The following is a 25,900-nucleotide window of genomic DNA, read 5'->3' on the forward strand; positions in this document are numbered from 1 at the left end:
CGCGACGGCCATCATGATCGCGGCCGTCGCCGGGCCGGTGCGATGCCGGTGCCGGGCGGCGTCGCGCAGCGCGAGTCGTCCGCTCAACGGGAAGACCTTCGCAACGCCGGCTGTCTTGGCCACCAGGCCCGGCAGCATCCAGACCAGGCCGATGATCGCGGCGGTGATGCCCAGCAGAACCAGCGCGATCGGGCCGGTCGGCGTCACTGTCGTCCGGCCCTGCTCCGCGCCGGCGGCCTTCTTCGCTGCCTCGAGCACGGTCGACATCCAGGCGCTGCCGATGATGGTGAGGGCGACGCCTGCCAGCGCCATGATCAGAGCAGGGCGGCGGATCGGTACTGCTCCGGCCGTGACGGTGAACCGTCCGGCCAGTGCGGCCATCGGGGTTTGACGGCCGGCGCTGATCGCCGGAACGACCGCCGCCGCGACGCCGGCGAGCAGACCCAGCGCGGCGATCACCAGCAGTGTGCGCCAGGGGATCTGCAGGCCGACGATGATCGTCTGCAGCATCTTCTCCCACAGCGGTTTGCCGACGATCATCAGCACGATGGCCAGCACCAGGCCGCCGCCCGCCCCGAGGAGACCCGCGAAAAACCCTTGCAGGAGAACGATCCGCCTGACGTCGCGAGGGGTTCCGCCGGTGGCGGTGACCAGGCCGAGTTCCCGGGTCTGCCGCCGCGCGCCGACCGCGAACGCAGTACCGGCGAGGAGGACGATCTCGAGGATGCCGAAGCCGACCACCAGGGTCATCACCGCCGTCGCGCCGGCGTCCTGTCCGCCGCCGTAGACGGTCGGCGGCGGGTCGATGATGTTTGCCCTGGGCATCAACGACATCCCCTGCTGGACCAGGGAATCCGTCAGGGCGTCGGGATTGGCCGAGTCGGGCAGATCGACGAGGTAGTAGACCCCGGCGTCCTGCTCCGGCTGTATCAATGGGCTGTCAGGGGTGGTGAAAAGGGCTCTGCTGTCCGGGGCGTGGAGAGTGCGGGCGAGCCCGACGACGGTGAGCTTTCGGTCGTCCGCCGTCAGCACAGTGGAGCCGGCCTTCAGGGTGTCGCCGTCCAGCAACTGGAGGTAGTTCGCCAGTGCGGGCGACAGTGCGACCTCGTCGGCCTTGCCGGGCATCCGCCCACTGTCGAACTTGAAGGTTCCTTCGAGCAGTTGGTTCTGCCCGTCGCCGACCATGAGGCGGGCGGAGGTGTTCGCCTGCGGTCCGCGTAGCTCGGCGGCACCCAGCTCCCGCAGCGCACGGGCCGTGCTGCTCCCGGGCGGCAGGAACGGCTTCGGGTCGATCTTGTACGCGTCGCGGGAGGCCGTCACCCCCTCCGGCGGATATGGCTCGCCGCTGTTCGGACTCGGGCGGTCCTGGAGCACGAGCTTCGTGTACGGCGACACCATCAGCTGGGCGTCCGCCTGGCCGACGGTTGTCCGGGCGAGAGCCTCCCCGGTCGGGCTCCCGGCCACGTTGATCAGCCCGATCCACGACGCGGCCAGCACCGGTACGCCGATCAGCGCCGCGACGAGCAGAGTTCTCCCCTTGGCGCGGCGGGCGGTACGGCGCGCGATCCGCAGGGGTGGTCCCCAGCCGCCCATCAGTGGGTTTCCAGCAGGACGTCGGCCTCGGGCAACGGACCGGACTGGCCTACCAGGACACCATCGCGCAGGTAGACCACGCGGTCGGCCCAGGAGGCGTGCCGAGCGTCGTGGGTGACGAGGACCCCGGCGATGCCGTGCTGGTCGCACCGGTCGCGGAGGAGCTGGAGGACGGCCTCGCCGGTGTCGGAGTCGAGGGCGCCGGTCGGCTCGTCGGCCAGCAGGAGGCGACGCTCACCGACGATGGCCCGCGCGATCGCCACTCGTTGCCGCTGACCACCGGACATCTCGTCGGGAAATCGGTCGGCCAGATTCGAGATGGCCACCTCCGCCAGTGCGGCTTCGGCGTACTTGCGGGCGGTCCGGGCTCGGGTACCGTCCAGTTCGAGCGGGAGCATCACGTTCTCGGCCGCGGTCAGGGCGGGGATCAGGTTGAAGTCCTGGAAGACGTAGCCGATCCGCCGCCGGCGCAGCGCGGCCACCGCGTTGTTGCTCAAGGACGCCAGATCCTGTCCATCGATCAGGATCTCGCCGGCGGTCGGCCGGTCGAGTCCGCCGGCGCAGGTGAGCAGGGTGGACTTGCCCGAACCCGACGGGCCCATCACGGCGACCAGTTCTCCGGCCGCGACCGAGAGGTCCACGCCGCTCAGTGCGTGCACTGCCTGCTCGCCGGTTCCGTGCACCCGGGTCAGGTGGCGAATGTCCAGAATGGCGTTCATCGGTTGGCCCTCGCCTCTTGCGTCTCGTCTGACCGGTCGCGGCCGGGGCTGGTCGCAGTACCGGGTTGCTGGTCAGGGCTGGTCGTTCGGCGGCGGGACAGCATCGCTTCGCAATGGTCCAGCCAGCGGATCTCCGCTTCCGCGGCGAAGATCATCGACTCGAGCACCAGCAGCCAGGAGATGTCGCCGTCGCGGCTGCCGCGCTTGAGCCGGGTCAGTTCCTGCATCGACTGCATGGTCGCGGCCCGCTGCCGCTGCACCACCGCGGCCACGTCGACCCCCGGTACGGCGAGCGCGAGGGCGAGCTTGATCGCCAACTCGTCCCGCGGCCGCGACTCCCGCGTCACCGGCGTGGAGAACCAGTTCGCCAGCTCGGCCCGGCCGGCCTCCGTGATCTCGTACCGCGACCGCCCGTCGCCCTCGTCCTCGTTGGCCTCGGTCGCGGGTTGTACGAGTCCGTCCCGCTCGAGCCGGGTGAGGGTCGTGTAGACCTGCCCGATGTTCAGCGGCCAGGTCGAACCGGTGGCCGCCTCGAACTCCCCGCGTAGCTGATACCCGTACTTCGGCTCCACCTGGAGCAACGCCAGCAATCCGTGCTTGATCGACATAGATACTGAGTATGCATACTCAGTATGCGGCGGTCAATTCCTTTCGGTCAGGGGATGACGACTCAGGGTGTGAACAGACGGGCCAGGTGGGTTTCGAGCGAGACGGTCAGGAAGTGCGGGCGCAGCGGTTCGGCCAGAGCCAGGGCCTGGATGACGAGGCCGTCGATCACCGCGAGGAGCAGGCCGGCCTCGGTTTCGGTATCCGTGACGTCCGGGAGGTCGCCTTCGGCCGCGGCGGCGTCGAGCAGTCGCGCGAACGCGACCCGGAGTTCGCTGTCCGTGCTGGCGGCGATCTCCTTCAGCGTCGGAGAGGTGGTCGCCGCCGCGCTGAAGGCCAGCCAGACGCGGGCGTCGCGGGCGCGGGGCTCGTCGAGTGGGAGCCAGAGCTCCAGGGCTTGGCGGAGTACGCGGCGGGGTGGGCCGGACAGGTCGACAGTGGCGAGCTTGGTGTCGAACAGCTGAATCACGTGCCGGAACGCTGCCGCGACGAGTTCGTCCTTGCTGCGGAAGTAGTACTGGACCTGCGCCAGCGAGATCCCGGCGGCTCCGGCGACGTTGCGCATGGTGGCGCCTTCGAGTCCGCGTTCCGCGATCACTTCGACGACTGCCTCGAGTATGTGCGTTCCCCGCTCGGCCCCAGTCACACTACTGAAGGTAGCCCTAGGCACCTTTCTCGCGGGTCAGTCCTCGCGGATCAATCTGCGGACCAGCCGAGCGGTGATGGCCTCGACGTCGTACCGGCGGCCGGTGCCGGGGGTCAGTTGGTCGAGGACGAGGCCTTCGATGGCGAAGTGGAGCATCCGGACCTCTTCGGCGCCGCCGGGCAGTCCGGCCTGGACGTGGAACGAGACGTCGGTGTCGAAGCCTTGTTGCAGCGTGCGCGAGAGGATCTCGTTGAGGCCGGGGTTTCTGGCTGCCTCGAGGCGCAGTTCGAACAGGGCTAGCGAAAGTTCCGGGCGGCCGAGCAGGCGCTCGACGATGTAGTGGACGTAGTCGACGACGAGGTCGACCGACCGTTCCCGCTCGGCCAGGGGAGCCAGTACTGCGTCGTCGGGTGCGAGCCGCTCGAAGATCCGCTCGCCGAGTGCGCCGAGGAGGGCGTCGCGGGTGCGGAAGTAGTTGGACGCAGTACCGGCGGGGAGCCCGGCGGCGGCGTCGACCGCGCGGTGGGTGAGGCCGCGGGCGCCGGACTCGGCCAGCACGGCGAGGCCGGCGTCGGCGAGTTGGGCGCGGCGTTCCGGATTTCTCGGCATGTTGACAAGCCTAGCAGTTATCCACTACAACTGTCGTACTCAACCACAACATCTGTAGTACTCAGGAGCCGCGTATGCAACCCGCCGCCTTCGGCGCCACCGTCGTCACCTCCCGCCTCGCCGAGGTGGCCGCCTTCTACCAGCAATACTTCGACCTGCAGATCACCGTCGACCTCGGCTGGTTCATCTGCCTTCGCCGCGGCGACGCCGGCTGGGAACTGGCCGTCTGCGAACGAGGCCACGCGTCGGTGCCGGCCGCGGTCTCCGCGTTGACCGAGAGCACCAACGTCTTCGGCTTCGTCGTCGACGACGCCGACATAATCGCCACCTCGCTCGTCGAGGCAGGCGTCCCCCTGGAAACCGAGGTCATCACCGAGCCCTGGGGCCAACGCCACTTCTACGTCCGAGACCCCGAAGGCACCTGGCTGGACGTAATCCAACTAGTAGCCCCCGACCCAGCCTGGATCGCCGCCAACACCCCCACGGCCGAGTAACGGGACACTAGATGGTGAGAAGGACCTTGCCGGTTTGGGAGGACTGTTCGAGGGTTTCGTGGGCCTTGGCTACGGCGTCCAGGGGGAAGGTGCGGTGCACGATCGGCCGCACCTTCTTCGCGGCGACCAGCGGCCAGACGTGGCCGACCACCTCGGCGAGGATCTCGCCCTTCTGCTCCACCGACCGGGCTCGCAACCCGGCCCCGGTGATCAAGCCGCGCCGGCTCATCAACCGGCCGAGGTCGAGTTCGCCCTTGGTGCCGCCCTGCATGCCGATGACGACCAGCCGGCCGTCGTACGCGAGGGACTTCACGTTGTCCCGCAGGTACTTCGCGCCCATGATGTCGAGGATCACGTCGGCGCCGGCCTTCGCGGTCGCCTCGTTCACCACCGACGCCCACTCGGCTTCCTTGTAGTTGATCGCGACGTCGGCACCGAGCCGGGTACAGAAGTCCATCTTGTCCGTGTTCCCGACCGTGCAGAGCACCCGGGCCCCGTGCGCGACCCCGAGTTGGATCGCCATCGTGCCGATTCCGGAGGCCCCGCCGTGCACCAGCAGGGTCTCGCCGTCCTTCAGATGCGCGGTCATGAACACGTTCGACCAGACCGTCGCGACCGCCTCCGGCAGCGCCGCCGCACTGATCAGATCGATTCCGTCGGGGACCGGCATCACCTGCGGCGCCGGCACCACGACCTTCTCGGCGTACCCACCGCCCGCGAGCAACGCGCAGACCTCGTCGCCGACGGCCCAGCCCTCGACTTCGGCGCCGACCTGCGAGATCCGCCCGGACACCTCGAGCCCGATCGTCCCAGGCGCTCCCGGCGGTGGCGGGTAGAAGCCCTGCCGCTGGAGCAGATCCGCTCGGTTCACCCCGGCGGCGACCACGTCGATGACCACCTCGTCCGCCGCTGGGGTGGGGTCCTCGATCTCGGCGACCTTCAGGACCTCGACACCACCGGCACCCTCACAAACGACAGCTCGCATGCGTGCCACCGTACTGCGTCCGCGGCTGCGCGGCGCTGCTCGGCTCAGGTCACGGACGGACGATCGCCGCCATGTCTCCGGCGATGCTGTCGAGTGGATCGACGGTGCCGATCGACTTGAACCAGTCCCATAGTTCCAGTGAATGATAGAGCCGGTAGAGCGTGGTCCTGGCGCGCCAGTCGACGGGCAGCTCGCCATAGCCTTCGACGAGTCCGGCGAGCTTGTCGGCGTTGCCCCAGATCGAGTAGCACTCGGTCTTGGCCAGGTCCATCAACGGGTCCGCGGCGATCGCGTTCTCCACGTCGATGAAGCCCTGTACCTGCCAGCTCTGCGGATCCACCAGCACGTTTCCCTCGTGGAAATCGTTGTGGCAGAGCGAAGGCGCGTCGTTCGCGGCGAACAACCCGGCGTGCTGTTCGACGTACTGGGTGATCTGCTTGCTCAGGACCGGGTCTCCGCCGAGCTCGTCGAACTCGGCGATCTTCTTGGTGAACTGGCGGCGCATGTACGCGTCGTTGGTCGGCAGCGGGTCGAGCACCTGATCGGTGAGATACCCGTACGCCGGTTGCGGGATGCGGTGGATCTTCGCCTGGAGTTGCCCGAGCTGGACGTACACGGCTTTCCAGTCGGGCGGTTCCGCCTCGGACAGCGGCACGCCCTCGATCTTCGTCAGCACCGTGAACGCGGGATCGCCCGCCTCGGCGTGGATGACCTCGGGGACCGCGTTGCCGAGGTGCTCGGCGAGCAGGCTGTAGACGTGCACTTCCTTCGCCTGCTTCCAGGCCCACTCCGGCTCGTAGATCTTGACGATCACCGGCGCGGCGGCGGTACGCAGTACTTCGTGAACTGTGCTCAACTGGCCGCCGGTGCGCGGGAGGATCTCCGCGATCTCGCTGCCCGGACAGGCCTTCTCGATCATCGCGTGGATCTCCACGCGCTCAAGCTAGAGCCGGGAGCCGGGGGAGTCGACCGAATTAGTCGTCGAAGTCGGCCCAGGTGTCGACATCGTCCCCCGCTCGAGTCGGCGCGGACCAGGCCAGGTCGAGCCCGGAGAACAGCCGCCGTACCGGCTTGTCCCGGGGATCCCCGATCCGCTTGAACGCTTCGACCAACGCCGCACGCCGGTACGCCGCCGCCAGCCACTGCTCCCGGCCCTCCGAGTCCAGCAGCCCGTACCCGTCGCGCTCGCCAACTCCCGCAAGCAGCTCGGCTACGGCCTCTTCGGTGAGCCACGGCAGATCGCACGAGACCACCACGACCACCGGCGCCGTGCCTTTGGCCAGGCCGGCCGCCAGCCCTGCCACTGGACCTCCACCGGGAGGCTCCTCGGTCGTCCACTCCACCGCGCAGCCGGCGCTGCGGACCGGGCCCACCACCACTGTCGAGGTCGCACCACTGGTTGCCGCCAGCACGCGGTCGAGCAGGGACACCCCCTCCAGGACCAGCAGAGCCTTGTCCACCCCGCCGAAGCGGGTGGACCCACCTCCTGCCAGCAGCACCACATCGAACTCCACTCCCGCAGTGTCCCGTGTCCTCAGCAGCCCCGCCACAAGCTCTTGGTGCTGGAGCCGGGTCATCTCTGGCCCGGATGCGGCACCATGGATGAGTGAAGATCGCCGTGGTGCAGACCGCCAGCTCGCACGACAAGGCCGCCAACCGTGACTCGGTGACGCGGCTCGTCGCCGAGGCTGTCCGGGACAGACCTGACCTGGTCGTGCTGCCCGAGGCGATGATGGCCGACTTCGCCACCGACGGTGGCTCGGTCGGGGAGTTCGCCGAGGCGCTCGACGGCGAGTTCGTCAGCATGTTGCGGAAGACGGCGCTGGACCACGGCACGGCGATCGTGGCGGGCATGTTCGAGCGCAGCTGCGATGAGGCCCGCCCGTACAACACGCTGCTCGCGGTCGGCGCCGACGGGGAACTGCTCGGGGCCTACCGCAAGATCCACCTGTACGACGCCTTCGGGTACCGGGAATCGGATCAGCTCACTCCGGGTGACGTCGCGCCGGTCGTAGTACAGGTGGCGGGGCGGAAGCTCGGGCTGATGACCTGCTACGACCTGCGGTTCCCCGAGCTCTCCCGGGCTCTGGTGGACGCCGGCGCCGAAGTACTCGTCGTACCGGCGGCGTGGGTCCGGGGCCCGCTCAAGGAGCACCACTGGACCACACTGCTCACGGCTCGAGCCATCGAGAACACCTGCTACGTGGCGGCGGCCGCCCAGAACGGCCGGAAGTACTGCGGGCTCAGCCAGATCATCGACCCGCAGGGTGTCTCCGTCGGCGCGGTGGGCGAGGCGGACGGTTTCATCCAGGCCGAGATCTCCGCCGACCGGTTGTCCACGGCCCGCACCACCAACCCCTCCTTGAAGAACCGCCGCTACACGGTGACCCCGCGCAAATCCCCCGCGTCCTGAGATCGTTGCCCCCTGGTTCACCTGCCCGGGTTAGCCTCCTCAGGTGACGCAGCGGCCGGACGGTTTCGACCTCGACCACCACGGTGACCTGGAGGTCGGACACGGCCTGGTGGATCTCGCCGTCAACGTCCGGGCCGGTACGCCGCCCGGCTGGCTGGTGGAGGAGATCACCGGGAGCCTCTCTGACCTCGCCTCCTACCCCCGGCAGGACGCCGCCCTCGCCGCCGTCGCGGCCCGGCACCGGCGGGACCCCGCGCAGATCCTGCTGACGGCCGGTGCGGCTGAAGCCTTCGTGCTGATCGCGCGGGCGTTCCGGCCGAAACACCCGGTCGTCGTCCACCCGCAGTTCACCGAGCCCGAGGCGGCCCTGCGGTCGGCGGGCCACCTGGTCGATCGGGTGATCCTGAGCCCGGAGACCGGCTTCGTCCTCGATCCGCAGGCTGTCCCGCGGGACGCGGATCTGGTGGTGATCGGCAACCCGACGAACCCGACCTCCGTCCTGCACCGTGCCGACGACCTGCGCGAACTGGCCCGTCCGGACCGGATCCTGGTGGTCGACGAGGCGTTCATGGACGCTGTGCCCGGCGAGCCGGAGTCGCTGGTCGGCGCGTCGATCCCGGGGCTGGTGGTGATCCGCAGCCTGACCAAGACGTGGGGACTCGCCGGGCTCCGGGTCGGGTACGTCGTGGCGGCGCCTGGGCTGATCGAGCAACTGGCGGCTGTGCAACCTCACTGGCCGGTGTCCACTCCTGCTCTGGCAGCGGCGATTGCTTGCAGCAACGAGCGAGCCCTTGGCGATGCTGCCCAGGCCGCTGTGGATCTGGAGCGTCAACGAGCTCATCTTCTGACTGGGCTGGGGGCCGCTGGGCTCGGCGTTTCGACGTACGGCGTACCGCGCGGGCCGTTCGTGCTGGTGCGGGTGGATGGTGCGGCGGAGGTGCGGGAAGCGCTGCGGGAGCGGGGATTCGCAGTACGGCGGGGTGACACGTTCCCCGGGCTCGGGCCGGACTGGCTGCGGATCGCAGTACGGCCGGAGTCGGTGACGGACGCTTTCCTGAAGGTTTGGCAGGACCTGCTCGGCTGACCCGCGATCGCTGCCGAACCGAGTGCCGGCTGTAACCCGTGCGGGGGTTTACTCCCGATGTACTTTGCGCACAGGAGGTGCACGAGAACCTCAGGCATTCCGAAGGGAGCAGCATCATGGGCATGAACGACGACGACATGACCACCTCGTCCGAAGGCGGCGAAGGGCTGGCAGACGGTGGCGCGACACCCGGTGCGACTGACGGCGGTGCCGATGGAGGTGCCGACGGTGCCGCCGGTGGCGGTGGCGGTGGCGGTGGTTTCGGTGAGTCGGGCGGCGGCGAAGGACCAGCCGACGGTGGTGCCGTAGGCGGCGGTACTGACGGTGGTGCCGATGGTGGCGCCGGCGGTGGTGGCGATGAAGGTGGCTTCGGCGGCGGGTCGGGCGGCGAGGGTCCGGCCGACGGTGGCGCTGTAGGCGGCGGTACTGACGGTGGTGCCGATGGTGGCGCCGGCGGTGCTGGTGGTGGCACGGAAGGGACGGCAGACGGCGGCGCCTCGCCTGGTGTCAGCGATGGCGGCGCTGACGGAGGAGCCGACAGCGGTGCCGAAGGCCCTAACGACGGTGGAGCGGACCCAAGCGCCACTGACGGCGGGGCAGACGGTGGTGCTGGCGGGGACTCCGGAAGTCGGTGACCCCGGTGCCGGAGACCGGGCAGCCGCCGGACGGGCGCCCGGCTCTCCGGCGCTGCGTAGCCGGTGACCTGGAAGAGTTCGCGAGTTCGTACTGGGGCTCGCGCGCTTTGCTGTCGCATGGCGGCGACTACAGCGACCTGTTCAGTCTGGAGGCCGCTGACGAACTGCTGTCCCGCCGCGGCCTCCGTACGCCGTTCCTGCGCATCGCCAAGGACGGGGCAGTCGTCGGAGACAGCCAGTTCACCGGTTCTGGTGGTGTGGGCGCGGAGATCGGGGACCAGGTCCGCGACGACAAGGTGGCTGCGCTGTTCGCCAGCGGGCACACCGTTGTCCTGCAGGCACTGCACCGGACTTGGCCGGCTCTGGTCGACTTCGCTACCCAGTTGTCGTCCGACGCGGGTCATCCCGTGCAGATCAACTCGTACATCACGCCTGCGGAATCGCAGGGGTTCTCTGCCCACTACGACGTACATGACGTCTTTGTGCTCCAGGTGGCCGGGGAGAAGCACTGGACTGTGCACGAGCCTGTCCATGTGGACCCGCTCCGGAATCAGCCCTGGACCGACCACTCCCAGGCCGTAGCCGAGGCTGCCCGCGACAAGGCGCCCGTCATCGACGAGGTACTACGCCCGGGCGACTCGCTCTACGTACCCCGCGGGTTCCTGCACTCGGCCAAAGCCCTGGGTGGAGTCAGCGCCCACCTGACGGTCGGCCTGCACACCATGACGCGGTACCTGCTCGTCCAGGAGTTGGCCAATCTTGCTGCCGATGAGCCGGAGCTCCGGACAGCTCTTCCGCTCGGCTTCGACCCGGGCGATCCGGACCAAGTAGCCCAGATCCTCGGCAAGGTGTCCTCCCTCTTCACCGAGAAGATCCAGTCCGCTTCCGCGGAGGACCTAGCCGCGCGCCTACGCCGCCGTACGTGGTCCGGCAACCGCCCGGCTCCTATCGCTCCTCTGGCCCACGCGGCCTCAATAGCTTCCCTTTCCCCGACCACCACGGTCCGCCTACGCCCGGGCCTCCGCTACCGCCTACTCCCCGGCGACCCGGTCCGCCTACAGTTGCCGGACCGGACCATCTCCTTGCCCGCAGCAACCTACGAGGCCCTCCAACACCTCTGCACCGGCGCCGTCACCACCGTCTCCGCTCTCCCCGGCCTAGACGGGCCCGACCAACTAGTTTTAACCCGCCGCCTCCTAACGGAAGCCTTCCTAACCACCACCCTCTGAACCTCTGAGCCTCTGAGCCGCCAAGTGACCCACCCTCCGCCACCCCCGGACGCTTCCACCGAGGCCCCACCTGCGGGCCCCTCCAGCACCGTCACCCCAGCTCCGGGAGGCTCCGCCGCTGGCTCGGCTGAGTCTGTCTTCCGGTGTGCTGCTGCGGCTGAACTTCGGGGTGACTCCCTCATCGCCACAGCACCTCCGGCAGCACGCTGGCTCCTGATCGAATGCCGCGTGCCCTGGCCCCGGATCGCCCTCAATGCCCTCGCCCCATCCCCAGGCAGCGGCGTCCAGCACCTCCGCGAAGAGGTCACCCGCCTGTGCAGCTCAGCCGGCATCCGCCCAGTCCTGATCCGACGCCACGGCCGCATCGACCACACCACTCCGCGCCGCTGGGCCCTCATCGACAGCCGCCCCGGCCAGGAATCAATCCAATGGGGCGACCTCCCCACCGACGAACACCTACTGGATGTCCTTGCCGGTACCGCCCCCGGCACGCCAAGCACCGAACCCATCTACCTGATCTGCACCCACGGCCGCCACGACACCTGCTGCGCCATCCGCGGCCGCCCCGCCGCCGCAGCCCTCACTGCCGCGCACCCCGACCGAACCTGGGAATGCAGCCACATAGGCGGCGACCGCTTCGCAGCCAACCTCGTCTTCCTCCCGCACAGCCTCTTCTACGGCCACGTCCCCGAATCCCGAGCCGTAGAACTCGCCACGCAGTACGACAAGGGCCTGGTAGTCCCCGAGCTCCTCCGCGGCTCCGGCGCCCTACCCCAACCCGCCCAAGCAGCCCAACACTTCGCCCGCCAGTCCGGCCTCTCCTTAGCTGTAGACGCCCTGACGCCTCTCAAAATCCAAGAACTCTCGCCCAACCACTGGCAAGTCCACCTGGACAACAACGGCCACCCCCACGAACTAGAAGTAGCCGTCACCCACGTCACCATCAACACCCCCATGACCTGCTCCGCCCAACCCCCAGGCCAACTCCACCAGTACACGCTCGTCCCCCGCTAACCCGCCTCCTGTACTCCAGCCCGGCACGACCCGACATCTGCTACCGAGGCAGTTCGTTTCGCGGCGGGGGAGGTTGTTTCGCCGGGGCGGGGTGATGGGTGCCCTCTAGGGAGGTTGTCCCCCCGGGGGGCGGGGTGACGAGGTGGTGTTTGGGGAGGTTCTTCGTCCGGGGTGGGTGTTCCTGACGGTTTGGGGAGGATTTCACGCCCGTTGAGGGGTGCAATCCTCCCCAATCGGCCTCGGTAATCGCTTTTGGAGCGCAAAAGCGCGCGGGAACTGGCCGGACGAGGGGCTCGGGAGGATCACCCGGAACTTTGTCGCCATACCGAGGCAGTCCGCGTCGCGGCGCCAGACCCGACCCGGCGAGCGGTCCGGTGTGGTGGGGCGGGCCGGTGTGGTCGAGCGGTCCGGTGTGTGAAAGCGGTCCGGTGCGAAAGCGGTCCGGTGTGTGAAAGCGGGCCGGCGTGTGAAAGCGGGATGGCGTGGTGGAGCGGGACGATGCGTGGAAGCAGACAGGAGCGCCCGGTGGGCCGGGGCTCTGTCAGGGAGTGTCGGGGAGTACTTGATCCTCCAGGTGGGAGCCGTAGTACGCGGATTGGCGGGTCATGATCTCGCGCATGGAAGTGCCGCGCGGTACGCCGTACACCGTGCCGGGAAAGTCCAAGGTGCGCTGGATCTCCCAGAGCGCCTCGTGTTGGTCGGGGGAGAAGAGTTGAGCCGGGTCACCTACCGCGATCCACCCGATCGGCAGGACGGCGCCTGGTTCGAGCCTGGAGTTGACCTGCAGCACGCTGTTGATGCGCAGTTCGGCGCCTGCGCCGGCTACCGAGCCTGGGAACAACGCGGCGCCCGTGGCGATGAAGACCTCATCTTCGACCGTGGCGCCGTTCACATGTGCATGCGGACCGACCAGTACCGCGTCGCCGATCAGCGCGGGATGATCCGCCCGGCCGCGGACCAGGGCGTTCTCCATCACCACACTGTTCTCCCCGAGGCGGACCTCGCCGTTCTCCGCGGTCAGCACTGCACCATGCAACACCCTGCTGCCTTCGCCCAGCACGACTGCACCACAGAGCACTGCTGACGGCGCTACGTACGCGGACTCCGGTACGACCGGTCTCTGACCACGGTGTTCCAGCAACATCAGAACTTCCTCTCGTCGCGCATCACCTCGGCATTCCTTTCGTAGTTGTACCTGTATCGGGCGGCCTCCACAGCCCGGGCCCTCACTGCCCGGGCGGCCATCGTCCGAGTCAGGCTGTCCACGTCGGAGGTGGGAGGTTCAGCCGGACGGACGAGGGTTATGGGTGGAGTGAAGACCAGCGAGCTACGAAAAGGACATTAGAACACCTGTTCGAAGACCGCAAGAATCCCTGACTCGTCAGCGTGTGATGTCTCAGGACATCGGTGACAGTTCTGCATCAAGACATCGGTGACGGTTGGTGTGTCAGGACATCGGTGACGTTTCAGCCGGTCTTGGGCGCTGTCCGGGAGGCCGTTGCCGTGGTAACTCACGCCGGGCGCCGGTTGGGTGTCCTCGATGAGCTTGGTCAGGCTCACGCGGCTGACCAAGTTGGTGGAACGTCTATCGGGCTGGGAGACACGGGAGTTGGCGCGTCGATCGCCGGTTCAGATACCTCATCGAGGAGCTGCGAGCACCTCGCCGATGACGTGCCGCGCGTAGTTCGCCATCGCCGGGTTGGTGTCCTTTTGGTACGACCACACGATCAGGGCCTGGGACAGCACGCGCCCGCGTCCGCGGAGCCACGTCGCTTCGTCCACGTCCAGCGCCGCTCGGAACTCGTCGCGGACGTTCGCGGGCAGTAGGTACCACACGGGGAACAGGTCGCACGCCGGATCGCCGACACCGCATGTCTCGAAGTCGAGCACCGCGGTCAGCCGGCCCTCCGCCGACACGAGCAAGTTGCTCGGCGTCAGGTCCGAGTGCACCCACACCTCGCGCCCACCGGATGGCGCCGCGAGCGACTCCTCCCACGACGCCAGCGCTGCGCGAGTGTCGATCAGGCCGTCCAGTTCGCCGATCGCCTTCCGCGTCGAGGAGTCCATCGCGACCATCGGAGCGCGCGTGCGGCGCTCGCCCGGATACGCCGGCGGTCGGTCTGGCAGGTCGATCCGCCGGAACGCGTCGACGAACGCCGCGAGGTCCGTCGCCAGCCCGCGTGGGTCGGCGAGCGCGTCGGGGGACGGGTGCCTACCGGTGAACCAGCGGTGGACAGACCACTCGCCCGGGAACGCGTCGGTGGGTGAGCCGATCGCCTCGACAGAGGGGATGGCCACAGGCAGGAACGGCGCGAGTGCCGCGAGTTTCGCCTGCTCCCGTCGGACTTCGTCGGTGATCGAGGGCCGGAGCGGCAGCCGTACAGACAGGTCGGAACCGAGGCGGTAGATAGCGTTCACCAATCCGCTGGAGTCGACCGGCTCCAGCGGCAACGCGGCCCACTGCGGGAACTGAACGGCCACCAGTTCGCGGACGAGCGGTGTGTCGATGTCGGCCTGATCGGCGTGGACCTTGCGGGGATTCACGAGCCCCATCGGAACGGTCGGTCCGTCCGCTGTCAACCCGGTTTCGGATCGAGTGGGTCAACAGCAGACGGGCCGGGCGGGCTACGGAAGTGTCACCACCAACATCGCCCGAACCGTCACCGATGTCTTGATGCAGAACTGTCACCGATGTCCTGCGACATGACACCTGACTCGTCAGCGGACCTCGGGCGTGTCCGCCGCCGCGAGGACGGAGATCAGCCTCAGGTACGGCGAGCGGTGGCGTTCGGCAGGGCCTTCTCCAGCGCCAGAATCGTGCCCCCAGCGGCCAGCGCGAGTAGCGAGATCGCCAGCCAAGGAAGCTCATGCTCAATCTCGAAGAGCTGAGCGAAGAACGCCGGCACCAGCACGCTCGCGAAGGTGAACGAGTACTGCCAATAGGACAAGTACTTCCCATGCCCGTTCACCGGCGCCACCGCAGCGGCAAGCGCGTTCGAGGTCGCCGCATGCAGCACGTCAGCACCGGCGAACACCGCAGTCGCCAAGATCAACCCAGGCACTACCAACCCAGCCGGCACATGCAGCAGCGCAGCCATCAACACACCCCACACAGCCCACAGCACGCCGGCCAGCACCATCACGTGGGTCCGCCGCCGTTTCTCGGTATGCCGCACCACCAATGTCTGCCCGGTCGCCAGCACCACCGACACCGCCGCCAACAGCACCCCCACAATCCACTCGGGAGCAGCAGGCAGGGCCTCAGTGACGTACACCGGCAGCCCAACGCCGATCAGCATCGTGCAGAGCGCCAGCACCGTGTTCGCCCCGATCAGCACCAGGAACGCCTTGTCCTTGCGCAGCAACGGAGTCGGACCGCTCTCCCTGGCGGCGGCGGCCCGCGCAGCGTGCGCCGGGTGCAGCCGCAGCAACAGCACGCCGGCCAGAAAGAAGGTGACCGCGTTCACCGCCATGGCGATCAGGAAGGGCGTATCTCCTTCCAAGGTGAGCAGCACCCCGGCCGCCAGCGCCCCGAGCCCGAAACCACCCGCCTGCATCATCCCGCCCAACCCGAACCACCGGTCGCGGTCCCCAGGGTCGGAGATGTCCGAGAGCAGGCTGAAGATCGAGGACCAGAACACCCGCTGCCCGGTGGTTGTCACCAGCGCACAGAGGAACAGCAGCCACAGCGACCGCCCGAAGAAGAACCCGGCGAACGCCAGCCCCTGGGCGAACTGCGCACCGATCACCAGGTTGCGCGGCCCGACCCGGTCGATCACCTGTCCGACCACCGCCGGTGCCGCGATGGAGAACAGTGTCGCGACGGTCAGCAGCAGACCCGCAGTACCGAGTGGGATGTCTGCTACCCGCACGAAGAAGAGCAGTACGAGGGGTCCGGCGCAGCCGCCGCCGAAGGAGTCGATCGCCAGGCCGGCAAGAAGGGGTACCCGGCCGCGGATGTTCGGTAGGCCGAGGGAGGTGGCTGTAGGCATAGCCCTCGACAGTAACAATCCCCGACCGGGAGCCTCCACCCGTTTTCAGCCCTGCGACGCCGCCTCTCGCACGGTCACGTAGCGTAGCGGCCGCCAAGCCGCCGCAGTCGTGACCACCATCCCCACGAACGCCACCAGGAACGGCGCAACCAGCCCGTACTGCTGCGCCAGTACTCCGCCCAGCAGCGACCCGAGCGCAGCACCTCCGATAGAGGCGAGCGTGTAGACGCTGTTCACCCGCCCCATCAGCGCATCCGGAGTAGCGAGCTGCCTGGCAGTGGTCGACACGATGCCCCAGACCACCGCATGTACTCCGAACACCGCCATCGTTGCCCCCGCCACCCACGGGTTCCGGGTAACAGCCAGCAGCAGGTGCACTGTCGTCTCCACTAGCAGCCCCGCTCGGAGCAGGGTCAGACTCCCGACCCGTGGCTCGAGCAGGCGATACACAGGCATCCCGCACACGGCCCCGACCGCCCCTGCCGAGATGAGCAACCCGTACTGCGTATCGCTGAGCCCCAGCCGTTCCCGGGCGAAGAGCACCCAAGTCGCGAACGCCGCGCAGAAGGTGGTGTTCATGACGAGGATGGTCCAGGCGAGAGTACGGACGCCCGGGTGGTTCCAGAGCCAATGGATCCCCTCGCGGACGTCGAGCCACAGCGAAGTACGGGCTGGTTCGTCGGCGACGGGAGGGCGGGCGCTGACCCTGGCGATCAGTGCGGCGGCGATCGCGAACGTCGCCGAGTTGAGCAGCAGCGGAACACCCGCGCCCACCGCGAACAGCAACGCACCGATCGGCGGACCGCCCAACTGGTTGCCGAGCGTGCCGGTCGCGTAGAGCCGCGCGTTCGCCTTGCCGAGGTGCTCCTTGGGCACCGCGGTGACGAGCAGCGCACCGGAGCCGTTGTCCGCCAGGGTCTCCGCGCTGCCCATCAGGAACAGCGCCAGATAGACGGCCCACAACGGAGCGCCGGTCAGCAGTACGGCAAATCCGAGCGCGCCGATGACCACGGCCCGAAAGGTGTTGGCGGCAACGACCACCCTCCGGCGGTCGAGGCGGTCGACCAGCGCGCCGCTGATCAGGGCGAACAACAACCACGGCAATTGCTGGACGAACGCGGCGGCTCCGACGGCCAAGGGAGCCGTGGTGATGGAGGCGACGAGGAGCGGGCCGGCCGCGATCATCGCGCCGTCGCCGAGGTTCGTGATGGCCGAGGCCGGCCAGATCTTGCGGAAGTCCCGGCCGAGTTCGGCGGGCAGGACGAGAGCACGAAGGGATCGCATCGAAGCTCCCTGAGGGCATGACGGCAGGGTGGACTGGCGGCGTCCACCGACGCCGCCGGTTCGCCCGGTCAGAGGCCTCGCGTCAGCAGTTGCTGATCAGCGCGCCGACCGGACGGTGCGGGCCATGTCCTCAGACGACGTAGACATCACTCCCACCTCCCGTCTCCGATGCAGGACAGGCGGTCACTCCACCCATCACCGCTCCAGACCCTACTGCTCGCCCCCCACCCGCCCCACCCCATTTCCGCCCCCTCCGAACCAGGAGCGCTATCCTCAACCCTCGGCAGCCCACACCGGTTTCACCGGCACGGCCGCCTGGAGGGTTCGCATAGTGGCCGAGTGCGCTGGTCTTGAAAACCGGTATGGCGGGTGACCGTCATCGTGGGTTCGAATCCCACACCCTCCGCCTTGTGAGACCGCAAATAGGGCTCTGACCTGCGAAAACGCCAGCCGCGTGGCAACTCCGCGGGTGTCCGACTGAATACGGCCGTGTCCGGCTAATACCGATCGACTGCGGCTGTTTGTGCCCGTATTGTGCCCGCGTGAGCGGCTCGCCTCCAAGACGGGTTCGGTTGGCTCAGCGGTCGCCAGATGAGCGACGTAACAGCCCTGCGCCGCGGAGCGATACACGAGATAGAGCGCATGCAGGTTCGGCTTGGCCTACTCTGACAACGTGCGAACCATTGACGGGGCAGTCCTAGCGCTGCCGGTACGGGAGTAGGTATGCACCCACAGGAACTGCCGCTGATGTTGGCAAGCTCGCTGGTACGCGCGCCGTCTGAACCCTTTCCGCTCGACCGCGTGCGGATGCAGAAGGCGGTGTTTCTGCTCGTACAGAGAGGCAGCGACGGCTGGCGGCACTTGTATGACTACACGCCGTACAACTGGGGTCCTTACTCCCGCGATCTGACAGTCGACGTGGACGACCTGGCCTCAAAGCACCTGATGGCGACTGAGGTCGTCCAGGGATCCCAGTACGGGCGATACGTGACTACCCCGGCCGGGGACCACGCCGCCAGTGCATCATGGGTTCATTTGAGCTTGGTGGAACAGCAGTTTCTGAAGCAAGTGCGTTCGTACGTCACTTCCCGCTCGTTCAATGACTTGCTGCGCGAGGTATACGCTGCGTACCCTCAGTTCGCCACTGAATCTCGATTTACAGGTTGATTAATGACTGTTGCCGTGGGGCTTGTGTGTTCGGACGGGGTTCTAGTTGCATCTGACAGCATGGCGACAGGTGAGGGGGTTGCTGCGCATTCGATAAAAGTGCGCCAGTTTGGCCGGAGTCCGATCATTTGGACGGCCGCCGGATCTGTGTTTGTAATGGAAGAAGTTACGACGGTCCTCGAAAAGGAGGACTTGGCTGGCACTCCGGAAGCGCCGAAGGCCGCATATACTAAGCCCGATCTGCCAGCGATCAGAAATAGTTTGCACACGCCCATCAATACGGCAATGAGGAAGGCCTACGCCAAGGAGCTATATGGCCCTCCTTCGACGGATGGGCAGCTTCGCATTATGTTTAGAACAGATTTTCTGATGCTGGGCCATGCCAACGATACTTCCTGGTTTCTAGAGTTCGCTGGGGATGGACAAGTGAATTGGCATACGGACGCGCGTTTCTATGCTGTGGGGAGTGGTGGTCCGTACGCCACGGTTGCGCACGCTCTGATGAGTCACTACATCGGCGACGGTGTCACGCTCGAACAAGGGAAGCTGATCGCATATCGTGCGATTCAGACCACCATTGAGGTCTCTCCTAGCGGCGTGGGTTTGCCGGTTCAGATGGCGATCTGCGACAACAGCGGGGCGCGAATTCTGGAGAAGCCTGAGCTTGATCAAATTGGCTTCGCTGTGGATGGGTGGAAGGTCCTTGAGCGGGAAACTCTTACGCAGTCGGTAGCAGAGAAGGTCCTAGATGCCGCACAGGATCTCCCGGTCATGGACGAGGAAGCGCCTGTCCAGAGCTGACCGTCGGGGCTCCGAGCCCAATTAGCGGATCGCCGCCGCGAGTTCCGTCATGGTCTCTATGACGACGTCGGCGCCAGCGAGAGCGAGTGCGTCGGCCTTGCCAGGCTTGTTTGCGTAGCCAATCGTGAGTGCTCCGGCCGCCCGGCCAGCTTCCATATCGCTTGTCTGGTCGCCGATGAAGACGCAGGCTCCTGTGTGGACGCTAAGTGCGCGCGCAGCATTCTTGATGAGGTAAGGACTGGGCTTCATCAGCATCGGGTCGGCTGGGTCGCGTCCCTCGATGTGTGCAATTCGCCCTGAGAGGCCAGCATGTGCGAGGTAGCTGACGACAGCGTCGGCGTAGTTGTTGCTGACGATGGCGGCTGGCTTACCGCTCTCGTTGCAAGCGGCAAGGGACTCAGCAGCTCCCGGAGTTGGTCGAGCTGACTCAATCGCGGTCATCTCAGCGCGCTGTAGGGCGAGTTCGAGTCGCGCCGCCAGCTCTGGTTCATCCGCAGCAACTAGTAGTAGGTCATGAGGGCCGGTGGCCTTGTCTAGCGCGTCTGCAAGCTCCGGGCGAACGTGGCCGGCCAGAGCGCGAAGATCGGTTGTGATCTGCGGTGCAGGGTAGCCGTCGAATACTGAGCAGATGGGGCCGTCGAAGTCGAAGAGAACAACATCGGCATTTCTGAGGATCTCGGCAAGTGAACCAATAGTCACAGCTCGCGGACCCGCCCTAGTGTGCCCCACAGACTGTCGAACCATCGTCGCGCCTGCTCGACGTACTGCGAGCCGGTTGCTTGGTCGTTGTCGCTAATCGAGTGGTGAAAGAGCACGGTGTCTTTGCCTACAGCGTCGAAAGTCGGCACCGGCTTGCCGTCAATCTCTACATCACGCTCGACGACAGGATAGAAGCCGAAGAAGACCTCTTCATCGTTCAATGCGTACAGCTTGAACATCATTGGAAGTCCCACAACCCTGGCTTCTACTAGGGCTTTCGGCACCAGGCCGAGTTCGCCAAGCTCACGTACTGACGTGATCACTTCGCCAGCGGATCGGTGAGCAATTCCTTCCATCCGGGCCCTGACTGCTGGGTCATCGCCAGGATTCTCACCAGCTCGCGACGGAACCGCAAGGGGCCGCGTCAGATCGGGCAAAAGCATCCTGATGTTGATCGACTGCGGGGTCAGCCGACCTCGCCTAATGCGATCAATCGGCTCTTCTAGGGCACCAAGGAGAGTTTCGCCAGTAAGCCCGGCGAAGTCGATTCTGACCGTCTCGCGTTCGAATGCCTTCTCGATGTGAGGACGGAGCCCGACCGCCTGGTCGGCTTGTTCGCGTACGTACACGCCGCTGCCGACGCGGGACACGATCAGACCCTCATCTCGGAGTACCCGCAGTGCCTGCTGGATGGTCATACGAGCTACGCCGTACTGGGTCGCCAGCTCGTTCTGCGAGGGGAGTTTCTCCCCTGGCTTCACCTTGTGCGTGAGGATCGCCGCGCGCAGCGCATTGGCGACCTGCTTGAAGGGCGGGCGCGGGTCGGACGGATCTAGCTGCTGCTCCATGGACCCAATTCTACTACCTGACTAGGCAGGCTAGGCCAGTTTCCGTCCAAGGGTTGACCTGGCTAGCCAGCCTATGTAACTTAGCCAACTACCAACCTGGCTAGGCAGGCTAGCCCGGCTTGGAAGTAGCCAACAGATGACGCCCCGGTGGCTTGAACCACCGAGGCGTCTGGGTCGCACTAGTCCGTTGAGTAGAGGAGCACAACCCGTGAGCATCATCCACCTTGCAAGCGTCAGTGGCGAGGCCCCGACCGCCGCTGATCTGGCCGCTATCGAGCGGGAGTGGCCGCTGATCGCGGCCGAGCTGGACCTGTTGGATGCCGAGATCTCGTTCATCAACGCGGGTCCGGCGGCGTCGGTTCTGGATCGCCGCCGTGTTCGCCGAGCTGAGCACCGGGTCATGGCCGCGACGCACGGGCTGGCGTCCGACGACTCGGATTCAGAGGGTGCGGCATGAGCCGCCGCGTGATGAGCCTGCCCGACGTGTGGGCCGATCGTCTCGGGATCGACACGGCCGAGGGCGTGGGGGACGAGTTGGCCGCGCGTTTCGAGCACTTGTCCCAGTTCGTGCTGGGTGGGGAGATGCCCCCGCCCGGTGAGGCGTCGGCGGAGGCCGCGACCGCGTACGGGGATCTGTGGGTGCTGGCGGGGTTCCTGGCTGACGTTCACCGGGTCATCTACGGGCGGGAGGCCACCCGATGAGCGCGCTCGTGCAGGCCCCGGCCACCAGGCCGGCCAAATCGTCGGGCGTGGACCGGTTGCGGTCGGCGGCGGCGGAGGCGTCGCAGGTCCGGGCGCTGTCCACGCACCCCGACGTGGTGGCGCTGCGGGTCGAGTCGATCCGCACGCAGGTGGACCGGTGCATGTGGGTCGGGATCGTGCTCGGTCTGGCGTTCACGATGGTTAACGTTCAGGCGTTCGCTGCTCAAGGCGCGGCGCTGTGGTCGCTGCCGTGGTTCGCTGCCTGGCTGCTGGACCCGATGGTGTCGCTGGTCCTGATCGCGGTTCTGCGAGCCGAGCAGATCACCGCCCGGTATCAGGTCAGCGACCACACGAAGTGGATCGGCCGGACGAAGCGGTTCGCGTTCGCCGCTACCTACGCGATGAACACTTGGTCGTCGTTCCTGCACGGTGATGTGGCCGGGATCGTGTTGCATTCGGTGCCGCCGCTGTTGGTGTTCTGCGCTGCCGAGACCGCGCCGGTACTGCGGGACCGGCTGACCGAAGCCGTCCTGCGAGCCGAGAACGCTGCTGCCCTGGCCGACCCCGCGGGGGCATCTCACCCGCTCGCCACCACTGAGGCCGCCGAGCTGACTGCGGTCACCAACGACCCGCAGACGGCGCCTGAGGCGATCGAGTCAGCCCCGGCGGCCAAACCAGCCAGGAAGCCTGCTCAGACACGCAGGAAGGCGGCCACGACGGGCCGCAAGCTGCTGGCCGACTACGTCACCGATGCCCGCTCTGCGGTCGAGCCGGGCACAACGCCCGACGAGATCACCTCTGCATGGGCGCGGCGGGCCACCGGCTGTTCTGCCGGGCTGTCGGGCAAGGTCGCCGCGGCTGTCCGCGCCGAGCTGACCACCACTGAGACCACGACTGAGGACGTGGCTGTGCCGGGCGTACCTGCCCGCGTCGCGGCCTGACCGATAGGGAGCGCTGGCTGATGGACAACGTGCACAAGCTTCACAACAACGACCACGACGAGAACCCGCAAGACGTTGCTCAGGGCATCGTCCACGAGCCCGCCGAGCGGATCGACCCGGACACCGCCGACGCCGCCGGGGAATTGATCGACGGGGAGGTGATCGAGGGTGAGGTTTTGTCTGCGGAGGAGTCGGCCGAGCTCGACCGCCGGTTGAACAACCGCGGCGCGGTGGTGCTGCGCCGTGCGGTGACCGGAACGCAGGTCGCGACCCGCGCGGTAGTCAACGTGTCCACGCACGACCGGACGAAGTCGGCCGGGAAGGTGGTTTTGCGGGAGTCGTTCACGGTCGTGCAAGGCGTGGAGTCCTGGGCGAAACGCTTGTGGGACGCCTCGACCATGGGCACCTACCGGCGCCAGATCAAGGCCGCTGAGGCGGTCGGGGATCGCGAGGAGCTGAAGGAGTGGACCGACCGCAAGGAGATGGCCACCGAACGCCGTCACCGGCGCCTGATGGACCTGCCCAAGCTCGCCTGGGGCGTGCTCAAGGTCGGCGTTGCGATGGTGGCGGGTGTGCCGCTGCTGGTGCTCGTGATCGCGATCCTCACCAAGGCCACCGGCAACGGGTCGTTCACCGGCGTATGGCTGGGATTCTTCGGCGTGATCGGGTTCGTGATCGCTGCTGTCGCGTTCATCTGGGGGCTGTTCAGCATCGCGCTGCCGTTCCTGCTGGTACTGGCCGCGTGGCGAGAGGGCAAGCGGCGCGCTGAACCTCCGGCCTGGCTGGTCACCACCGCTGATGCCGAGTGGGATGTGGCGATCGATGAAACGACGATCGCGAAGGCGCTGGACGCGCTGCGGATCGCCAGCATCACCCAGTACCTCAAGTCCGGGCTGAAGCTTCAGTTCATCACCCCGGCCCGCGTCGACGGTCGCGGCACGCACGCTGTTGTGCGGCTGCCTGCCGGTGTCACCGCCGAGCTGATCGCCAAGCGCCGCACGCAGCTCGCGACAGGGCTTCACCGGGCCGCTAAAGAGGTCTGGCCGACCACCGGTTCGGAGGCCGGGATTCTGGATCTGTGGATCGCGGACAAGGGCGCGCTGGCCGAAGGTGCGGGTGAGTACCCGTTGCTGGCCGGTGGCCTGGTGGATGTGTTCAAGGGAGTACCTGCCGGGAAGACGCTGCGCGGGGACGCGATCACCGCGCCGGTGATGGAACGCAACACCATCACCGGCGGCATGCCCGGTCAGGGCAAGTCGAGCGCGGCGCGGGCGATGATGGCCGGGTGCGCACTGGACCCGACCGCTGAACTGCGGATCTGGGTGCCGGACACGAACTTCGATTTCGAGGTGTTCAAGCCGCGCTGCGCCTCCTACGTGATGGGCGCGGATGACGACAGCATCGCCGCGATCCGTGATCAGCTCGTGAACGTTCATGAAGAGGTTCAGCGGCGCGGTGAACGACTCCTGAAGTACGAGGTTCCGGCGGTCACTCGTGAACTCGCCTCCACCGGTGTCGGGCTGCACCCGCTGGTGTGTCTGCTCGAAGAGGCGCACGTAGCGATCCAGGACGGCACCTACGGCAAGGAGATCTCGAAACTGCTGGTGGACATCGTCAAGCTCGGCCGCAAACGCGGTATCCACATGATCGTCTCGACCCAGGCACCCACCAAGGAATCGATGCCGCGTGACGTAACCCGCAACTGCTCCAACGGCATCGCGTTCGCCGTCGGCGACCACGTCGCCAACGACGGCCTACTAGGCCAAGGCGCATACCGGGCAGGGCACCGAGCCACCGAGCTGATTCCCGGCACCGACCGTGGAACGGCCGTGGTGAAGGGATTCAGCGGGGAACGGTCCGAGATCGTGCAGTGGTACTACCTCGACGTCTCCAAGGGCAACGACCAAGTCACCCCAATCATCCAGCGGTCGCTGGAGGCGATCGCCAAGCTCGGCAAGCCCGCCCCCGGCTCGGTGCCGGTCGAGATCGAGACCCGCGACCTGCTCACCGACCTGAACCAGGTCCTCGGAGACGACCCGGTCGCGGTCGCGGACGTGCCCGCGCTGCTCAAGCGGCTCGCCCCGACCTGGACGCCGTATCAGTCGCTGACAGGCAAGGCACTGCGGGAGACGCTGGCCACCGACCACGGCATCAAGGTCCCCTCGACCGGGAACCGCTACCCGATCGATCCCGCTACCGTCCGTGACGCGCTCGTGCGACGGCAGCAGGGCAGCGAGACGGCCGACGACAGCGACGGCGGCACCGAGCCGCTGGCGAGTTAGCCCGAGCTCGGGGGCCGGAAGCCGCCCGAAACCGGCTCTGACCAGAGGTTCCCGGCCCCTCGGTTAACTCGCCTCACTCGCTAACTTCCCGCAGGTCAGAGCCACATTAGCCCCACTTCAGCCGGTGAGTTACAGACCTAACCCGATCACCGGCAGCTAACTGCCCCAACCAATCCCGCCGGACGGCCACCGCCAGGTGCCCGCCCTGGCCCGTCACACCCCGACTCGACTACAGAAAGTGACAGAAGTGTTTGTGTCTGCGCCGCCGCTCGTCGCACTCGTCACCGCCGGATCGGTCCTGCTGCTCGCCGCGCTCGTCGCCCTGGCCGTGGGCTACGTGCTCGCTTGCCGGATCTGGCCCTACGCCAACTGCCCCCGCTGCCACGGCTCGGGCAAGTCCGGCTCCCCGACCCGCAAGAGGTTCCGCAACTGTCCCCGCTGCCAAGGCACCGGCCGCCGGATCCGGCTCGGCCGCCGCCTGCTCGACCGCCGCCACAGCAACCGCTGACCCGAAGGAGACCACCACCCATGGCCACCCCACGCAACCCCCGTAAGCCTGTTGCCAAGAGCAAGCAAGACCCGGACCGGCCGCTGACGCCACGCGAGGAATACCGCGCCGCGCTAGACGAACTCAACCGGTACTCCGAGAACAACGAGACCAGCGAAGCCGTCGACGCCCGCGACCGGTTCGACAAGGCCGACCGCAAACGCCACTGGTGGAACCGATGACCGGGCCGCTGATGGACCGCGCCAGCCTGCACCCGGCCGGGTCGCGCTGGATCACCTTGTGGAACGGCAAACAAGCTTTGGGCTGGGACCTGCACGGAACCCCGGTGTTCAAGTTCCGGTGGGCGCCCGCAGGACTGGCAACCAGGCGTCAGCTCCGAGCGATGCGGATGTGTCCCGGCGGGCAGGAGCCGTACGCGGTGCTGGTGTGGCGCCACGGGCAGCGCTGGGCATGGCTGTACCGGCTCGACCTCGCCCGCCCGTCCCGGGTCGCCTCCCCGGCTCAGCTCAACGCGCTCGACAAAGCGATGGAAGCCCGCCGCCGCTGCCAGCTCTGCGGCCGGGTCTGCGACTACTGCATCCCGACTTCTGACGGGCGCTGCGACCTGTGCATCACCGCCGCCACCTACACGACCGCTGCCTGAAATCCC

29 protein-coding genes and 1 tRNA gene are annotated in these 25,900 nt (G+C 67.3%); 16 read left to right on the top strand and 14 right to left on the bottom strand.

The annotated features are described in order from the left end of the window. The 5 genes from ABD255_RS07150 to ABD255_RS07170 form a co-directional block, all read right to left on the bottom strand. Positions 1-1,593, bottom strand: a 1,593-nt coding sequence (locus tag ABD255_RS07150) for an FtsX-like permease family protein (protein WP_344211099.1), incomplete at its 3' end; no start/stop codon positions are given. Next, on the bottom strand, positions 1,593-2,312 hold the full coding sequence (locus ABD255_RS07155; RefSeq protein WP_344211101.1) for an ABC transporter ATP-binding protein: 720 nt from the start codon (positions 2,310-2,312) through the stop codon (positions 1,593-1,595). The genes ABD255_RS07150 and ABD255_RS07155, both read right to left, overlap by 1 nt. Next, positions 2,309-2,920, bottom strand: a complete 612-nt coding sequence (locus ABD255_RS07160) for a PadR family transcriptional regulator (protein WP_344211103.1) — start codon at positions 2,918-2,920, stop codon at positions 2,309-2,311. The genes ABD255_RS07155 and ABD255_RS07160 overlap by 4 nt, the downstream gene beginning before the upstream one ends. 62 nt (positions 2,921-2,982) lie before the next feature. Next, the gene (locus ABD255_RS07165; RefSeq protein WP_344211105.1) at positions 2,983-3,564 is read right to left on the bottom strand and encodes a TetR/AcrR family transcriptional regulator; all 582 of its coding nucleotides are present in this window, start codon (positions 3,562-3,564) and stop codon (positions 2,983-2,985) included. A gap of 36 nt (positions 3,565-3,600) precedes the next feature. Beyond that, positions 3,601-4,173, bottom strand: coding sequence for a TetR/AcrR family transcriptional regulator (locus tag ABD255_RS07170; protein ID WP_344211107.1), 573 nt, complete (start codon positions 4,171-4,173; stop codon positions 3,601-3,603). Positions 4,174-4,247: 74 nt separating this feature from the next. Here ABD255_RS07170 and ABD255_RS07175 point away from each other — a divergent pair, with 74 nt between their 5' ends. After that, positions 4,248-4,667: a VOC family protein gene (locus ABD255_RS07175; protein ID WP_344211109.1), complete on the top strand. Its 420-nt coding sequence runs from the start codon at positions 4,248-4,250 to the stop codon at positions 4,665-4,667. Positions 4,668-4,674: 7 nt separating this feature from the next. On the opposite strand, the gene ABD255_RS07180 is transcribed toward ABD255_RS07175, so the two are convergent. The 3 genes from ABD255_RS07180 to mobA are packed head-to-tail and all read right to left on the bottom strand — an operon-like array spanning position 4,675 to position 7,166. After that, on the bottom strand, positions 4,675-5,652 hold the full coding sequence (locus tag ABD255_RS07180; protein ID WP_344211111.1) for an NAD(P)H-quinone oxidoreductase: 978 nt from the start codon (positions 5,650-5,652) through the stop codon (positions 4,675-4,677). A 49-nt stretch (positions 5,653-5,701) separates the two neighbouring features. Further along, on the bottom strand, positions 5,702-6,586 hold the full coding sequence (locus ABD255_RS07185) for a phosphotransferase family protein (protein WP_344211112.1): 885 nt from the start codon (positions 6,584-6,586) through the stop codon (positions 5,702-5,704). A 40-nt stretch (positions 6,587-6,626) separates the two neighbouring features. After that, the gene (mobA, locus tag ABD255_RS07190) at positions 6,627-7,166 is read right to left on the bottom strand and encodes a molybdenum cofactor guanylyltransferase (RefSeq protein WP_344211113.1); all 540 of its coding nucleotides are present in this window, start codon (positions 7,164-7,166) and stop codon (positions 6,627-6,629) included. A 92-nt stretch (positions 7,167-7,258) separates the two neighbouring features. Here mobA and ABD255_RS07195 point away from each other — a divergent pair, with 92 nt between their 5' ends. From ABD255_RS07195 to ABD255_RS07215, 5 genes are all read left to right on the top strand, one after another. Beyond that, positions 7,259-8,065, top strand: coding sequence for a carbon-nitrogen hydrolase family protein (locus ABD255_RS07195; protein WP_344211114.1), 807 nt, complete (start codon positions 7,259-7,261; stop codon positions 8,063-8,065). A gap of 43 nt (positions 8,066-8,108) precedes the next feature. Next, positions 8,109-9,149, top strand: coding sequence for an Rv2231c family histidinol phosphate aminotransferase CobC (gene cobC, locus ABD255_RS07200; RefSeq protein WP_344211115.1), 1,041 nt, complete (start codon positions 8,109-8,111; stop codon positions 9,147-9,149). A 122-nt stretch (positions 9,150-9,271) separates the two neighbouring features. Further along, entirely contained in the window at positions 9,272-9,784 is a 513-nt protein-coding gene (locus tag ABD255_RS07205; protein WP_344211117.1) for a BatC protein, read from the top strand. Continuing rightward, positions 9,781-11,013: a cupin domain-containing protein gene (locus ABD255_RS07210; protein ID WP_344211119.1), complete on the top strand. Its 1,233-nt coding sequence runs from the start codon at positions 9,781-9,783 to the stop codon at positions 11,011-11,013. The genes ABD255_RS07205 and ABD255_RS07210 overlap by 4 nt, the downstream gene beginning before the upstream one ends. Before the next feature lie 24 nt (positions 11,014-11,037). Next, positions 11,038-12,027 (top strand): ferredoxin family protein, encoded by a 990-nt coding sequence (locus tag ABD255_RS07215; protein WP_344211121.1) that lies wholly within the window; start codon positions 11,038-11,040, stop codon positions 12,025-12,027. A 541-nt stretch (positions 12,028-12,568) separates the two neighbouring features. Here the strand turns inward: ABD255_RS07215 and ABD255_RS07220 are convergent. The 4 genes from ABD255_RS07220 to ABD255_RS07235 all read right to left on the bottom strand — a co-directional run bounded on the left by ABD255_RS07220 (position 12,569) and on the right by ABD255_RS07235 (position 17,303). Further along, on the bottom strand, positions 12,569-13,171 hold the full coding sequence (locus ABD255_RS07220) for a gamma carbonic anhydrase family protein (RefSeq protein WP_344211123.1): 603 nt from the start codon (positions 13,169-13,171) through the stop codon (positions 12,569-12,571). A gap of 494 nt (positions 13,172-13,665) precedes the next feature. Beyond that, entirely contained in the window at positions 13,666-14,571 is a 906-nt protein-coding gene (locus tag ABD255_RS07225) for an aminoglycoside phosphotransferase family protein (protein WP_344211125.1), read from the bottom strand. A gap of 221 nt (positions 14,572-14,792) precedes the next feature. Beyond that, the gene (locus ABD255_RS07230) at positions 14,793-16,019 is read right to left on the bottom strand and encodes an MFS transporter (protein ID WP_344211127.1); all 1,227 of its coding nucleotides are present in this window, start codon (positions 16,017-16,019) and stop codon (positions 14,793-14,795) included. Positions 16,020-16,064: 45 nt separating this feature from the next. Continuing rightward, positions 16,065-17,303 (bottom strand): MFS transporter, encoded by a 1,239-nt coding sequence (locus ABD255_RS07235; RefSeq protein WP_344211129.1) that lies wholly within the window; start codon positions 17,301-17,303, stop codon positions 16,065-16,067. 317 nt (positions 17,304-17,620) lie between these two features. Here ABD255_RS07235 and ABD255_RS07240 point away from each other — a divergent pair. The 3 genes from ABD255_RS07240 to ABD255_RS07250 all read left to right on the top strand — a co-directional run bounded on the left by ABD255_RS07240 (position 17,621) and on the right by ABD255_RS07250 (position 19,271). Further along, a tRNA-Ser gene (locus ABD255_RS07240) sits at positions 17,621-17,709 on the top strand. Between the two features lie 317 nt (positions 17,710-18,026). Next, entirely contained in the window at positions 18,027-18,470 is a 444-nt protein-coding gene (locus ABD255_RS07245; protein ID WP_344211131.1) for a hypothetical protein, read from the top strand. Between the two features lie 3 nt (positions 18,471-18,473). Next, the gene (locus ABD255_RS07250; protein WP_344211133.1) at positions 18,474-19,271 is read left to right on the top strand and encodes an Ntn hydrolase family protein; all 798 of its coding nucleotides are present in this window, start codon (positions 18,474-18,476) and stop codon (positions 19,269-19,271) included. Positions 19,272-19,292: 21 nt separating this feature from the next. On the opposite strand, the gene ABD255_RS07255 is transcribed toward ABD255_RS07250, so the two are convergent. Beyond that, on the bottom strand, positions 19,293-19,970 hold the full coding sequence (locus ABD255_RS07255; protein WP_344211135.1) for an HAD family hydrolase: 678 nt from the start codon (positions 19,968-19,970) through the stop codon (positions 19,293-19,295). Beyond that, positions 19,967-20,818, bottom strand: a complete 852-nt coding sequence (locus ABD255_RS07260) for a GntR family transcriptional regulator (RefSeq protein ID WP_344211137.1) — start codon at positions 20,816-20,818, stop codon at positions 19,967-19,969. Before ABD255_RS07260 ends, ABD255_RS07255 begins: the two co-directional genes overlap by 4 nt. Before the next feature lie 208 nt (positions 20,819-21,026). On the opposite strand from ABD255_RS07260, the gene ABD255_RS07265 reads away from it, so the two are divergent. The 7 genes from ABD255_RS07265 (at position 21,027) to ABD255_RS07295 (ending at position 25,894) form a co-directional block, all read left to right on the top strand. Further along, entirely contained in the window at positions 21,027-21,275 is a 249-nt protein-coding gene (locus ABD255_RS07265) for a DUF6284 family protein (protein WP_344211139.1), read from the top strand. Continuing rightward, the gene (locus tag ABD255_RS07270) at positions 21,272-21,520 is read left to right on the top strand and encodes a hypothetical protein (protein ID WP_344211141.1); all 249 of its coding nucleotides are present in this window, start codon (positions 21,272-21,274) and stop codon (positions 21,518-21,520) included. The genes ABD255_RS07265 and ABD255_RS07270 overlap by 4 nt, the downstream gene beginning before the upstream one ends. After that, complete coding sequence (locus ABD255_RS07275; RefSeq protein ID WP_344211143.1) at positions 21,517-22,461, top strand: hypothetical protein; 945 nt, start codon at positions 21,517-21,519, stop codon at positions 22,459-22,461. Before ABD255_RS07270 ends, ABD255_RS07275 begins: the two co-directional genes overlap by 4 nt. A gap of 20 nt (positions 22,462-22,481) precedes the next feature. After that, positions 22,482-24,743, top strand: a complete 2,262-nt coding sequence (locus ABD255_RS07280; RefSeq protein WP_344211145.1) for a P-loop NTPase family protein — start codon at positions 22,482-22,484, stop codon at positions 24,741-24,743. A 238-nt stretch (positions 24,744-24,981) separates the two neighbouring features. After that, entirely contained in the window at positions 24,982-25,251 is a 270-nt protein-coding gene (locus tag ABD255_RS07285) for a hypothetical protein (protein ID WP_344211147.1), read from the top strand. Between the two features lie 20 nt (positions 25,252-25,271). Further along, positions 25,272-25,472 (top strand): hypothetical protein, encoded by a 201-nt coding sequence (locus tag ABD255_RS07290; RefSeq protein WP_344211149.1) that lies wholly within the window; start codon positions 25,272-25,274, stop codon positions 25,470-25,472. Next, positions 25,469-25,894 carry an RRQRL motif-containing zinc-binding protein gene (locus ABD255_RS07295; protein WP_344211151.1) on the top strand — a complete coding sequence of 142 codons (426 nt, stop codon included), beginning with the start codon at positions 25,469-25,471 and terminating at the stop codon, positions 25,892-25,894. Before ABD255_RS07290 ends, ABD255_RS07295 begins: the two co-directional genes overlap by 4 nt. The last annotated feature ends 6 nt before the right edge of the window (positions 25,895-25,900 follow it).

This window comes from Kribbella sancticallisti (genome assembly GCF_039530625.1).
Taxonomy (GTDB): domain Bacteria; phylum Actinomycetota; class Actinomycetes; order Propionibacteriales; family Kribbellaceae; genus Kribbella; species Kribbella sancticallisti.

Coding starts and splice junctions, on each gene's coding strand:
- ABD255_RS07155 (WP_344211101.1), bottom strand. CDS start 2,312: ATGAACGCCATTCTGGACATTCGCCACCTGACCCGGGTGCACGGAACC.
- ABD255_RS07160 (WP_344211103.1), bottom strand. CDS start 2,920: ATGTCGATCAAGCACGGATTGCTGGCGTTGCTCCAGGTGGAGCCGAAG.
- ABD255_RS07170 (WP_344211107.1), bottom strand. CDS start 4,173: ATGCCGAGAAATCCGGAACGCCGCGCCCAACTCGCCGACGCCGGCCTC.
- ABD255_RS07175 (WP_344211109.1), top strand. CDS start 4,248: ATGCAACCCGCCGCCTTCGGCGCCACCGTCGTCACCTCCCGCCTCGCC.
- ABD255_RS07180 (WP_344211111.1), bottom strand. CDS start 5,652: ATGCGAGCTGTCGTTTGTGAGGGTGCCGGTGGTGTCGAGGTCCTGAAG.
- ABD255_RS07205 (WP_344211117.1), top strand. CDS start 9,272: ATGAACGACGACGACATGACCACCTCGTCCGAAGGCGGCGAAGGGCTG.
- ABD255_RS07220 (WP_344211123.1), bottom strand. CDS start 13,171: ATGTTGCTGGAACACCGTGGTCAGAGACCGGTCGTACCGGAGTCCGCG.
- ABD255_RS07230 (WP_344211127.1), bottom strand. CDS start 16,019: ATGCCTACAGCCACCTCCCTCGGCCTACCGAACATCCGCGGCCGGGTA.
- ABD255_RS07235 (WP_344211129.1), bottom strand. CDS start 17,303: ATGCGATCCCTTCGTGCTCTCGTCCTGCCCGCCGAACTCGGCCGGGAC.
- ABD255_RS07245 (WP_344211131.1), top strand. CDS start 18,027: ATGCACCCACAGGAACTGCCGCTGATGTTGGCAAGCTCGCTGGTACGC.
- ABD255_RS07250 (WP_344211133.1), top strand. CDS start 18,474: ATGACTGTTGCCGTGGGGCTTGTGTGTTCGGACGGGGTTCTAGTTGCA.
- ABD255_RS07260 (WP_344211137.1), bottom strand. CDS start 20,818: ATGGAGCAGCAGCTAGATCCGTCCGACCCGCGCCCGCCCTTCAAGCAG.
- ABD255_RS07270 (WP_344211141.1), top strand. CDS start 21,272: ATGAGCCGCCGCGTGATGAGCCTGCCCGACGTGTGGGCCGATCGTCTC.
- ABD255_RS07275 (WP_344211143.1), top strand. CDS start 21,517: ATGAGCGCGCTCGTGCAGGCCCCGGCCACCAGGCCGGCCAAATCGTCG.
- ABD255_RS07280 (WP_344211145.1), top strand. CDS start 22,482: ATGGACAACGTGCACAAGCTTCACAACAACGACCACGACGAGAACCCG.
- ABD255_RS07290 (WP_344211149.1), top strand. CDS start 25,272: ATGGCCACCCCACGCAACCCCCGTAAGCCTGTTGCCAAGAGCAAGCAA.
- ABD255_RS07295 (WP_344211151.1), top strand. CDS start 25,469: ATGACCGGGCCGCTGATGGACCGCGCCAGCCTGCACCCGGCCGGGTCG.